Source organism: Calditrichota bacterium, assembly GCA_013112635.1.
Classification (GTDB): domain Bacteria; phylum Calditrichota; class Calditrichia; order Calditrichales; family J004; genus JABFGF01.
Genome location: JABFGF010000005.1, coordinates 16,746 through 29,298, shown reverse-complemented (window position 1 = coordinate 29,298; position 12,553 = coordinate 16,746). Strand labels below are relative to the sequence as shown.

The 12,553-nt window shown below is 36.6% G+C and carries 13 protein-coding genes; 3 read left to right on the top strand and 10 right to left on the bottom strand.

Annotated features, from left to right (window positions below; all coding sequences use genetic code 11):
* Positions 1 to 50: 50 nt before the first annotated feature.
* Both HND50_13675 and HND50_13670 read right to left on the bottom strand, forming a co-directional pair.
* Positions 51 to 1,793, bottom strand: coding sequence for a hypothetical protein (locus HND50_13675; GenBank protein NOG46285.1), 1,743 nt, complete (start codon positions 1,791 to 1,793; stop codon positions 51 to 53).
* Positions 1,794 to 2,004: 211 nt separating this feature from the next.
* Entirely contained in the window at positions 2,005 to 3,291 is a 1,287-nt protein-coding gene (locus HND50_13670; protein ID NOG46284.1) for a Glu/Leu/Phe/Val dehydrogenase, read from the bottom strand.
* 334 nt (positions 3,292 to 3,625) lie between these two features.
* On the opposite strand from HND50_13670, the gene HND50_13665 reads away from it, so the two are divergent.
* Positions 3,626 to 5,287 (top strand): D-aminoacylase, encoded by a 1,662-nt coding sequence (locus HND50_13665; GenBank protein NOG46283.1) that lies wholly within the window; start codon positions 3,626 to 3,628, stop codon positions 5,285 to 5,287.
* Positions 5,288 to 5,304: 17 nt separating this feature from the next.
* On the top strand, positions 5,305 to 6,243 hold the full coding sequence (locus tag HND50_13660) for a hypothetical protein (GenBank protein ID NOG46282.1): 939 nt from the start codon (positions 5,305 to 5,307) through the stop codon (positions 6,241 to 6,243).
* A gap of 42 nt (positions 6,244 to 6,285) precedes the next feature.
* Here HND50_13660 and HND50_13655 read toward each other — a convergent pair whose 3' ends face one another.
* Genes HND50_13655 through HND50_13630 form a run of 6 tightly spaced genes read right to left on the bottom strand, consistent with a single transcriptional unit; the run spans position 6,286 to position 9,422 of the window.
* A complete protein-coding gene (locus HND50_13655) occupies positions 6,286 to 7,053 on the bottom strand; it encodes a hypothetical protein (GenBank protein NOG46281.1) in 768 nt (255 codons plus the stop codon).
* Positions 7,054 to 7,109: 56 nt separating this feature from the next.
* Entirely contained in the window at positions 7,110 to 7,463 is a 354-nt protein-coding gene (locus HND50_13650; GenBank protein NOG46280.1) for a VOC family protein, read from the bottom strand.
* A gap of 13 nt (positions 7,464 to 7,476) precedes the next feature.
* Positions 7,477 to 7,686 (bottom strand): GTP-binding protein, encoded by a 210-nt coding sequence (locus HND50_13645; protein ID NOG46279.1) that lies wholly within the window; start codon positions 7,684 to 7,686, stop codon positions 7,477 to 7,479.
* Positions 7,687 to 7,739: 53 nt separating this feature from the next.
* A complete protein-coding gene (locus HND50_13640; GenBank protein NOG46278.1) occupies positions 7,740 to 8,063 on the bottom strand; it encodes a hypothetical protein in 324 nt (107 codons plus the stop codon).
* Positions 8,041 to 8,475 (bottom strand): AbiV family abortive infection protein, encoded by a 435-nt coding sequence (locus HND50_13635; GenBank protein ID NOG46277.1) that lies wholly within the window; start codon positions 8,473 to 8,475, stop codon positions 8,041 to 8,043. Before HND50_13635 ends, HND50_13640 begins: the two co-directional genes overlap by 23 nt.
* Positions 8,476 to 8,513: 38 nt before the next feature.
* Positions 8,514 to 9,422, bottom strand: coding sequence for a hypothetical protein (locus HND50_13630; protein NOG46276.1), 909 nt, complete (start codon positions 9,420 to 9,422; stop codon positions 8,514 to 8,516).
* Positions 9,423 to 9,720: 298 nt separating this feature from the next.
* Here HND50_13630 and HND50_13625 point away from each other — a divergent pair, with 298 nt between their 5' ends.
* Positions 9,721 to 9,969, top strand: coding sequence for a hypothetical protein (locus HND50_13625; GenBank protein ID NOG46275.1), 249 nt, complete (start codon positions 9,721 to 9,723; stop codon positions 9,967 to 9,969).
* Between the two features lie 60 nt (positions 9,970 to 10,029).
* Here the strand turns inward: HND50_13625 and HND50_13620 are convergent, their stop codons facing one another.
* Positions 10,030 to 11,421 (bottom strand): hypothetical protein, encoded by a 1,392-nt coding sequence (locus tag HND50_13620; GenBank protein NOG46274.1) that lies wholly within the window; start codon positions 11,419 to 11,421, stop codon positions 10,030 to 10,032.
* A 187-nt stretch (positions 11,422 to 11,608) separates the two neighbouring features.
* On the bottom strand, positions 11,609 to 12,523 hold the full coding sequence (locus HND50_13615) for a serine hydrolase (GenBank protein ID NOG46273.1): 915 nt from the start codon (positions 12,521 to 12,523) through the stop codon (positions 11,609 to 11,611).
* Positions 12,524 to 12,553 lie beyond the last annotated feature (30 nt).

Here is a 12,553-nt window from a genome sequence, read left to right as displayed (position 1 = left end):
AAGAGCCGATCCAACTGAGTGAATCTGGCTGTCTTTTTAAAAAAAAGTGATTACGGTTTATTTATAATTCCGCTTCCACTCCGCCCATCAACTTTTATCTGCAAAGGGGAATCCAACTTAACATGACGTACAAAATCTGTTTCTTCTTCGGCCGGCTGATTGTTTAGCCAATCCCAATCAATATTATGTGGGCCATTAAATTGCACCGAGAAGTATGTTACTCCGAAGCTGGTTAGGTTATGAAAAAAGTGCGATCCCTGGCTCAACTCTACATTCATATTTTCCAATGTGGCTTCTACAATTGTCTTTGCTGCTGATACCTGGCTCCAGTCGACCGGAATTCCCAGCCATGGATCAGAACTGCCCCAACGTCCAAAACCAATCAGCACATAATCACGATTTTCCCTCACCATTTTTTTATTTATGGATTCAATCTCATACGCAATTTTTTGAGTATACTTTGCCTCAAATTTCTCCGGCCGTACATAGACGATTTCCTGAATAGATTCATTCAATCCATTACCCAGCGTTTTTAGAGAAGCCGCCAAATTAGAGTCCTTGTCAAACTCATCCGGACTTATTTCAATTTCATCATTTGAAACAACCATATGCCGCACCTGAAGCAATCCAAAACGGTGTTTTTGATCTGCATCTTTGCCGTCATTAAAAGTCATAGCAAACTCAATTTCAACAGGATTTTCAAACGCTTTTTCACAAATGTTTAACAAAGATTTTATACAATCGTTTAATGGAATATCATCTAACTGCAATAACGGTGCAAAAGTCAAAATCCTCGCTCCATCTGCTCCTGTACCAATAGCCAGACGACCTGAATATTTATCAACCGTGGAAGCTAAAAACGGTAGTGCGCCATCCTTATCCGCGATAATAATATTCTCATTGTTCATGTATTCTGTTTCATTTATGGGATCATAAGCAGGCGCTTTCCCCATATTGACAGCCCAGAAATTTGTCTGCGTCTGTTTGAGCATATCGCCAACATTTGCAAAAGGCGGATTAATTGTTGGATAAGCCGGTGAGTATGTCCAGCATAGACCGCCATCAACAATTGTTTTACCAAGCCCTAATGCAAGATTTACAACACCGTCTTCCGGATTTGCCCGGCTCATTGGATAAAAATTATAAGATCGAGCCACACCTGAAAGCTGAGGATAATATCTGTCATCGTGTCGTTGGCCAACCACTTCCTGAATAATGACAGCCATCTTTTCATCTTCAATTTTGTGCTTTGTAGCTTTAATATAATTCTTAGCTGCCTTAAAAAAGGTGGATGCGTAAACAAATTTTATAGCTTCAACCAGTTTCTTAAATCGTGTATCCGCATCATGCTGATTATTGGGAGTCATCTTTGTTCCGTAAATACCGGCAAAAGGCTCAAACATGGCATCTTCCAATCTGCTGGATGAACGCACTGCCAGCGGAGAATGGACTTCGTTTACCAGAGCACGCAGATCGCCAAGTATGGCAAATGGCAATTCTGCTTTCTGGAAAGCATGGGAAATACGGTCATCCGGTCTTTCCGATAAAGCGATTTCATAAAGATTATTATTCTTCATGAAGGCATCAAACACATCGGTGCGGATTACTGCAAGTGTTGGAATATTAACCTGGATGTTAGAAAAGGAATTCAGATCATCTGATTCATTTAAAGAATTATTTATATCTGCCAAACTTTGGGCTTTGCCGCCAAGCGAACCTGTCCCAATAAATGTGATGCGTTTTTCCGGATCGAAAAATTTTCGGTTAAATTGAGAGACATTTTTTTCAGGCATAATTATTACCCATTTTTTTATTCACAAGAAACGACTTAACAACTTACCTGTCATTCCTGTATTTTTAAGCAGGAATCTAAAAACATTTCAGATTCCCGATTGAAGCATTCGGGAATGACACCCCAATACAATTTGTGATTCTTTGCTTTGTTATACCTCGCTCTGAATGTCAGTCATTTCCATTTATGCGTAATTCCAATCCACTTTACTTTCACACCCAGCCGCGGTCCTTACAAGCCTGGGCAACACGATCCACCGCAATAACATTAGCAGCATCGCGCATGTATAATTTATTCGAAAGTGCAAAATCACTTACAGCTATAAAAGCTGATGTCATTTTTACATCAAGCTTGCCCAGGACCTCATCCTTTTCCCAGAAATAATTCATATTGCTCTGCACCTGTTCAAAATAACTACAAGTAACCCCGCCTACATTAGCCAGCAAATCCGGGATCATAAAAATATTTTTCTCTTTGATAAATTTATCGGCTGCGGGCGTTGTTGGGCCATTGGCCGCTTCCGCGATTATCTTTACACTACTTCTTATTTTGTCTGCGTTTTCCCCTGTAATCTGGTTTTCCAATGCAGCTGGCACCAGGATATCAACATCCTGCTCCAACCAGGCATCACTATCTAAAACCTCATAACCAAGATCTGCTGCTTTTGATTTTTTGATGCCGCCAAATGAATCAGTAATCGCCCTCAACTGCTCCAGATCAAAACCGTCTTTTTTACGATAAGAATAACTTTTTTGCTCTTCCTGATCCCAACATGAAACACAAACAGCTTTGCCTCCCATTTGTTGATAAAGCTCAATTGCATGCTGAGAAACATTTCCAAAACCCTGGAAACTTGCCCGTGTATTTTCCGGGTTGATATCCAACTCTTTTAACGCTTCGCGCACGGTGATCATCACGCCATAACCGGTTGCTTCTTTTCTGCCAAGCGAACCACCCATGCCAACTGGTTTGCCAGTGATAAAACCAGGCCTTCGTTCACCGGTAATTTTTTCATATTCATCCAACATCCATAACATGTGCTGGGCACTGGTCATCACATCAGGAGCGGGGACATCAGTATAAGGACCAACATTTTTTACAACCTGCTGCACCCATCCGCGACAAATCTGCTCCTGCTCATTGAGGCTCAAATTATGCGGATCGCAAATAACGCCACCTTTTCCACCACCAAGAGGTAAATCTGCAACCGCTGTTTTCCAGGTCATCCACATGGCCATAGCGCGGATGGTGTCAATTGTTTCCTGAGGATGAAAACGGATACCGCCTTTTGCCGGGCCGCGTGCATCATTATGCTGGATGCGAAAACCACGAAAAATTTTCTTGGAGCCATCGTCCATTCGCACCGGAATAATAAAATTGAATTCGCGGATTGGGCTGCGCAAAAGATCACGCGTTACTGTTTTTAGCTCCAATAAATCAGCGGTTTGGTCAAATTGTTTTTGGGCTGTTTCGAAAGGATTGTAGGCGGAATTGTTCATTTTCAAACTCTCTTTTAAATATTGTTAAATCAAAATCTTTGTAGATTTCTCTGTACTAATTTAACAAATAAAAAAGTGTTTAAAAAGGATAGAATTGGAAACTTTTAAAAATAACCTAATAGTTTTGGGCATAAACCCAATCAGGAATACATGGTTACATCCCGATATTTAATGAAAGTTTATTATCCATTTTAAAAATAATATTGGCTCACCCATTAAATTTATTGGAAGCATCACAAAAATCTACTATAATTAAACCATTAAAATATATGTCTCCAAAAGTATCGGGATATCCGAGTAAGATTATGAACCTAATTGGTCTGGAGCCCAAATAATGAAACGAAGAACATTTATTACAAAAACCTCTCTGGCCACCGCCGGGATTTTATCGCTTGGGAAAAATGTTTTTACCATGCCAGATAAAGCTGACATACTTATAAAAAATGCCCAAATTTTAGATGGCACCGGTGTGCAGATCTGGCAAGCCGATTTGCTCATTCAAAATGACAGAATCCGCGATATCGGGCATTTTAATTCTACTACAGCCAAAAAAACAATCGATGCCAGCGGTCTTTATCTTTCACCCGGATTTATCGACATACACACCCACAGCGATGATGATATCTTGCTTTATCCGGGTGCAGAAAGCCGCATCACACAGGGAATAACCACCGAAGTAACCGGTAATTGTGGCTATTCGGCTACTCCTTTAAAAGGCATGGATCGAGAAAAGAGAGCGAAGTCATTTAAAGATGATGGTATTGAAGAAAGCTGGACAGATGTTGACTCCTACTGTAAAATTATTGACGAAAAAGGCATTGCACTAAACCAGGCTCTCTTATTGGGGCAAGGTACTTTGCGCAGAAATGCTATCGGATTGGTTGACCGCCATCTCACCAAGGATGAGTTAAAATCAGTTTTGTACGAGCTTGAGAAGGGTATGGATCAAGGCGCTTTTGGCTTTTCCACGGGTTTGGAATATACGCCCGGGGCTTTTACCCCAACCGAAGAATTAATTGAGCTGGCAAAAGTTACAGCACGGCTTAATGGGCTTTATGCCACACACATGCGCGATGAAGAACAACGTCTTTTGTCCGCCATCAGCGAAGCACTAACGATCTCTCGCAAATCTGGTGTACGCCTGCAAATATCTCATCTAAAAGCAAATGGAAAAGCTAACTGGGATAAACAAATTGCTGCACTAAATATGATTGAGTTGGCCCGTGCAAAAGGCGTTGATGTTATGTTTGATGCTTATCCTTACAACGCATCTTCGACAACTCTAACCGTCTTCTTGCCGCACTGGTCACGCGAGGGAGGTTCAAAACAATTGGGTCAAAGATTAGCAGATCCGGCAACCAGGGAAAAAATCAGCAAAGAAACTGATCATAAAGTTATGTTTGATCTTGGCGGTTATGAGCTGATTGTCATTAACAGTTTAAAAAACAACCAGAATTTGATTGGTAAAAATATAATTGAAATTGCTGAACTTTGGAATGCAGAACCCATTGAGGCTGTTCTCCGGCTTCTCGAAAAAGAAAACTTTTCGGTTGGTTTTGTCGGGCATGGTATGAACCCGCAAAATGTAGAAAAAATTCTGGCCCATCCATTGGCAATGATTGGTTCCGATGGTGATAGCCAGGCACCATATGGACCCGCAGCAAAAGATCGTCCGCACCCACGAAGCTATGGTACATGTACGCGTGTTTTGGGTTATTATTGCCGTGAGCAAAAAATATTCGATTTACCGACAGCCATAAAAAAAATGACTTCCATGCCTGCCGATCAACTTGGTTTAACCGACCGTGGAAGAATAGCCAAAGGCAACATAGCAGATCTTGTACTTTTTGATTTTGATGAAGTCAAAGACCTCGCAACATTCAACGACCCGCACCAATACTCAACCGGGATTGAATACGTTTTTGTAAATGGTACAGCAGTTATCCAAAAAGGTGAAATGACAAATGCGAAGCCCGGGAAAATGTTACGGAGTTAAAAAAAAGGACAAATTCCATGAAAACATATTTTATACTTTTTCTATTTTTCTTTTTTGGGTGTAGTTCTAATTCTAAGACTGAATATAAAATCGTCTACAACGTCGGCTATGATATTGAAGCTGATGATTACGAAATATTTATCATGGATATGGATGGCTCTAATAAAAAAAATATTTCCAACTGGAAAGGCGTGGATTGGGTTTATCATGCGCATAAAAACAAAATCTTTTTTATTTCTGATCGCGACACTACCCACCGTTTTTATTATCTCTATGAAATGGATATAAATGGGCAGAATGTTAGGAAAATTAGCAAATTCCGCTTACGGGATAGCTGGCTTGACAGCCGTAAAAATGGTCAGGAGTTGATTGTATCGCCTCACAAATCTGTTGATTCGGTTTTTTACTTGATTGATCTGGATGGGAAAATCCTGCAAAAAGTTTCGACCGGATTGCCTTATAATAGCGATCCATGTTTTTCCCCAGATGGCAAACAAATCGTTTTTAGGGGCGCTACGAAAAAATCTAAAAGGGAAAAAGGATTTATTGATGAATTGTACCTGATAAATGATGAGGGAAAAGCTCTTAAACAATTAACCCATTATCCTCCAAATGATACTACCGCTGAGTGGTATGCTTATAAAGCAGGAACGCCAAGATGGAATTCAAAAGAAAATTTTATAAGCTATCAATCAAAACAAAATGGCTCGTATAAACTTTTTGCTGTAACCCCGGATGGCAAAAAACAATGGCTGCTAACAAGTAGCGATAAGGAAGAAGGCTGGCACGACTGGAGCAGCGATGGCCAATGGCTGGCTGTTGAAATTTTTGACGCCGGACAATCGCAGTTTGATATTGCTTTAATTGACTGGCAAACAAAAAATATGAAAATATTGACTGATACAACTTACAAGTACCAGCAAGCACCTGTGTTTGTAGAGATTCCCAATAAATGATGTTCATGGTCTATGAGTCTAAGATAGCTTAATCTTGTTATCTTAAATCCCAAAACCAAAACCAATTTTCATTTCTAAAATATAGTCTGATGCTTTTGCCTTTTCATCAAAAGGTATTCCAAGCAGGATTGTTTTGTCAAACTCAATTCCGTATCTTTTAAAACTTCCGCTTATTGAAATATTTTTAGAAATGAGGGCATACTCGACACCCAGAATCTGGCTTGTTCCTGTAAAACCATCGTTATTCTCATCCTTCCAAACAACATCTCCTTTGCCCCATACCAGGAAAAATGCTGAGATTGCACCACTCGGGGTTTTAGATTCTTGCCAAAAAAACGGATTAATTTTTAATTGAAAATCCTCCGTATCATAATCCATTTTTATCACTTTGTTTGGGATACTTTTAATAATGCTGTTATTGTTAAAATTATGATCCGAAATACCAAAATTGTATTCAAACTGAATGATGTTTTGATATCCGGTAATGAAACCGTAGGACCAGGTTGGAAGACCAATTCCAATCCCAAAATCATCTCCTAAAAGTTTTTCAATTTTAGAAGAAGAGAGAATTGAGAACCCCATTCCACCATAAACATGAACATAGCCGATTGAGATTGAATTATCAGAAGTTGACGATGATGTATTGTTTTGGTTTATTAGAGATTGAGACTTTTGGAAAGTATCTGAAAAGTCATTCCTCAAAGTTGGTGAAAATTTGCCTTCAATCTCTTGTTGTGAATACGCGTTTGTAAAAAAAAGAAAAATAGCAAAACCGGCAATTAATCTGAGAACTGGAAAAGCATTCAACATGGTTTATCCTTTTGAAAACATTTAAGTGAGCCATAATTAATATTTAAACTTAGGTTTTATTTATCCGACCAAACAGCAAACTCGTTTCCATTTGGATCGCTAAAATGAAAACGGCGGCCACCCGGAAATGAAAATATTGCTTTGGTTATTGATCCACCTTTTTCATCAATTTTTGTCTGGGTTTGTTCCAGGTTATCGCTATATAAAACAATCAATGCGCTACCCGTTTCAGTTGAAACATTTAACCCGGATTTAAAAAAACCGGCATCGATCCCCGCATTTGTAATTGAGCAGTAATCCGGGCCGTAATCTACAAACTCCCAGCCAAAAGCGGCTGCAAAAAAATCCTTTGTTGCCTGGATATCTTTTGCCGGAAATTCCACATAATTTATTTTTTCATGATTGCTCATTTGCTTGCTCCGTTTAGCTGGTAATAAAATCAAGCACATTGCCAAGCGTGCTGGCTTCGGCTTTGTAGATTTCCGTGTACTTGCAGCGGGTACAGGTTACAGTTGTAAATTTTTTATTTTGCACATCAAATATTTTTGCAAATCCGCCACCGGTTGCAGCAAATTGGTCGGTATCAAATTCCTGATTTCTACATTTGGGGCATTGCCAGTTTGTGTGTTGCATTTTTTCTCCTATTGTTTTAGCACCTCGCATTAGAGGTTTAACCGTGTAAAACCTTAAACATCTGAATCATTTTGTGATTTAAATTTTTTCTGTTTACAAAAGTATTCTTCATAATACTTAGCTCCATATTCGTGAAAGCCAAGTTTTTTATTTTTTGATGAAGCCGTTGCAAAGTACTCCCAGAAATCCATTGAACTAAAAATCTTTCCTATTTTGTCAGTTGGTATCGAAAAAAGCTTATCTTCAAAAGTGCTGTATTTTTTATGCTTAAACTTTACAATAAAATCTTGGGCTCCTGAATAAGATTGTTTTGCTAAATTTAAAGTATCTTTAGCATTGTCAGCATCAACTATATTATTTTGGAATAGTAATTTCACTTTTATTAATATCTGTGTAAAGAGATTTTTCTCTCCCCTGAAATAATTGAAGAGATATGTCAGTAATAAGGTCTAACTTATCTATAGGAAATGGTGGCTTTGAGAGTAAAGTCATAAGAGCAGAAAGTAATTTTTTATTATGATCTTCGAAGTTTTGAATAAGCGTTTTCTGCACCGCTGGGTCTGTTAAATTCCTTCCAAGCCCCAAAAATGCCTCGACAGCTTTACCACTTTCTTCGATGCTTGAACATGCTAAGAAATAGCACCGTGCATATGATTTATTTTTAAATAGTAAATTTGATTCTTCAATTAATGCGTCACTATTCTTTAAAGCTCCTGAATAATATTCAACCAACAATTCTTCAGTAAGAGTAATTTTTCTTTCTGATTTTAGAATTCGTCCTATCTTCATCCCTACCATAACCTTTTTTAGACAGCATATGCTAATACTTATATTTTTGAATTGTGTGAACTCTTCGGATAGTAAAAGTTAATACTATCTGATAGATTCTTTATGACTTTATTTATTCGCTCAATACTTGATTCCATAAACTTTTCATATATTTTATTCATCCGCAGTATATCCTTATGAGCTTGGCTAATTTTAATAGCATAATTTAGAAATAATACGGCAATATGATTATGCAGATGATTTTTACACAGCTCTTTTAGCGGTTCAGCATAGATGTTAATAATTGTATCTAAATCTTCATTATCATCACTTTCTCGAAATTTTTTCTGAATTTCTACATATCCTAAAAGAAATGGATCTTCAGGATTAACTTCCCCTCTCTGAACAGCCCCAGCAATATTATCAAAAGTGCGAAGAATGAAGCTTAATGCATCATTTATCTCATTATTATATCGTCTTAAATCAGCCTTATAATTTTCGAAATTACGCTCTGATATCTCATTCGTTTTTAGATACTCAATTATGATGATAATACTTTTAAATCGTTCATAATTATAATCCTTTTGTAAAAATATTTTGTGGAGATCAACGTATTCAATTTTTTGTAATGCATAAAATGGTGCTTCATTTAATAACGGAAAATATAAGCCTTTTTTATCGGCCATCAATTGATCTTTTAACTTTACATATTCTTCTTTATATCTAATTAGTTCATCTTGTACTTCTCTGAGCAACGTATAAATACTCTTTTTAAGACTTTTAATTTTTAAGATTTTTAAAATGAAGGGAACAGACAAAGCTAAAATTGAAATAACAATTGAAATGATTGCAACTATTACTGCGGGATGCGTCCACATATTAATAGGTGTCTTAATTTCAGGCGGAGCTGTTTTTGCAATATAAATACTGTCAGCTAAAGTAGATATTGCAACATGAATTGAATCCATATTCATATTCCCTAATATATTTTAAACTAAATGCATCTAACAGTTTAAGCGAGAAATTTTCTTGTTTTGATTTGATAACTTTAAGTCATAAAAAGAATATATACAACCAAAAATAATAGTCTAAACCCTCATTCAAAAACCGCCGCAACCAAAAAACATCAATTTTCCCCTCACTTGATTCATCTGCTAAAAACCGGGTTTCATCGTAAAAACCGCGACATCCATCCAAAAGAGAAAACAATCTTTATACCTGTCCATATATTTAAAGCGAAAACACAAACCCAACCCGGAGGAAGTTATGAAATTTTTAATTATCAGCTTTACACTTTTAAGTGCCCTTTTTGCCCAGGAAGCAGAAATTGATTCACTGGAAAATATCGTCAAAGCTGATGATCAAAATATTGAGGCCATGTTTGAGCTGGCAAAAATATATCATGACATGGTTGTAGTGGAAGAAAACGATGATGCTGATGAGCGCCCGGAAGAATTGTTTATGGCTATCCTGGAAATAAAAAAGGACCATGCTCATGCGCTGGCTTACACTTAAAGGCCGCGATTTCTGACTAACTATAAAACATTTCATAGTGAAAGTCTATTGCGTTTTATTTCAAAGAAAGTTTCTTGTTAGATAGTATCTCAAATTTAGTTGAATACCCCAGGATTTATCTTCCTCATAATATGGGTTATAATAAGAACCATTATAATAAATCGAAACGTCATCGGAAGTACTTTCTGTAAAATTATAAGATATTTGAGTATTAAGTGATAAATTGTTTTCAATAAAGTAAATAAAATTAACATCTGCAAAATACTCATCAACGCGCTCCCAGGATTCACTTGAGGCAAAACCGGATTCAAGCCCAATGTCCAGTTTCAATAAAACTCTATCTGTTAAGTTCCACAAGTTAAATATCTGCAACCCGCCTTTACCAAAATAATCATATGGTGTATTTTCGTTTATTGTCTTAGATACAGAACCAAAAAAGTTTGTACCAATTTGATAAGAAGTATTTATGTTATGATAGTATTCTTGCTCAAAATACAACCCTAATAGAAATAATTCTGTGTCAACCCCATTTGAGTAATCCCTTTTTTCATAGTTTATTAAAAGTCCACCATTCACATCAAAACCTTCGAACCTATCTCCAGTTATTTCATTAAAGGCTTCACCCAAATACATAATTTCCCATGGTTGCATTTCTGATAGTTTACTTAATACACTTTTGGGCAATTGAGAATAAAAATATTTTTCCGGCCTGTCATAGATTCGGTTGTATATAGATTTTTTACTAAAAAGTTCGGCAAGCTCCGCTAAATCATTTGATGTAAGATCATCAATATGAGTAATATTTTTAAGACGTTCATTAAATCTCAGTGCTCTAAAAACCGGTGTAATATTGCGCACCCTTCCATAACCTGTTCCAAATTGAATTGAAGGCTGGTATTCCCTGATAATATCCAAGCTTTTTGATTTGTATTGGTTTCCTGAATTTATTTGATTTGATTCATTCTCTCTCTCGTAGTATCTAAAATAATTTTGTGTGGAAAATTTTAAAAAAGAGTTACTCTTTAAATACCGCCTTATATCTAAGTTCAAATTATAATTTAAATTCAAAACTGAACTATTGTAATCTCTTGAAGAATAAAAGTCATCATCCTCTCCTTTTGAATAGTTATAATATGAGGATAAAGAACTGCTGATTGAAAAAATTTCTTCCTCACTTTCAGAGTAACTAAAATAGCTTGGCCTAAAATTAATACTCAACCCGGTTCTATCTCTTAAGTCTTTATCCTTTAAAGTTTCCTTTCCTGAAATCGATCCATAAAAATCCAAATATAATCTCTGATAGCCCCAATCAGGTAATCTATAATCATAAAGTAAATGTTTCTTTGTGCTATCAATATCTTTGTTCAAACTTACAAGACTGTCTATTTGGTCCTGACTTGCTGCAAATGAGTAGAATAAAAATATTAGTGCAAAAATTTGAAAAGTTTTCATGATAGGCCTCTAAATGTAAAATGGAATTATTGTAGTTTTATATTTAGTTAAAGGCTACAAAAATAATGCCATTTTTAAATTGACAGGATTGGTTGTTGTTACGCAGTTTTTTCCCGTTTAAAAACTAAATAATCTGTTAATTGAATTAACACTTATGATAACCAAGTATTCATATTAATTGAGAAAACTATTTTGCCCATTTTTCAAATCCTTCTGCAGGTTTCCATTCTAAACCCGGCTCAAAATAGTCCCACAAAAGATTTGAAATTTGCCTGATTAAAACATAACCGGCATTATCAAAATCCCAGCTTGTATCTTTTTGGTTTTTTGTAATCACACAAAAAACATAATCCCCAGATGGCCCATTTACCAGAACTACCTCAGAACGTGATTGACTAACGGCACCTTGTTTTGATGCTGCTTGTACAAAAGGTGGTATTTGGGTGAGCGCAACATCGTTCAAATAAATATTACACAAAACACGGTACATTTCTTCATCTGCAGATTTGCCTACTGCTTTACCCTGGTGAATGCTAACCAGTAATTCTGCCATTTCTTTTGGAGTGGTTTGCCCCCATCCATATTTTTGCCAATCCTCTTTTCGCCCCTCAGTCCGGGAATTGACCCGTGTCATTTCAAAACCATTATCAGAAAGGTAGCCATTAATATCTGTTCCTGTTCCTGCAAGGTGTTGAAGCCAAAGGCTGGCCGTATTATCACTCGTTGTAATCATTAGCATAACTAGTTTGCTGAGAGTGATTTTTTCTCCATCTTTAAATGAACCCAAAAGATCGGATCCGGGATAAAGCAATGAATCTTTGTAAATCAATTCCTGGTTATATTTTAATTCACCCAAATTAATTTTATCAAAAATAGTAAGCAAAATGGGTACTTTGATCATACTGGCTGTAGGAAATATTTTTTCAGAATTAATGGAAGCAGATTTTCCCGTGGAAAGATTTTTAACAAAAATGCCAACCTCCCCTTCAAAACCAACAACCGTTTTTTCAAGTTTTTTCTGCAATACCGGATCTACTTTTGCTGTTGTAAAAGATATAAGTCCGGCAACAATAAAAATTATTAACATAAAAATGTTTTTTATATTCATAGGAAAATCCGTTTAGTTTAAAAC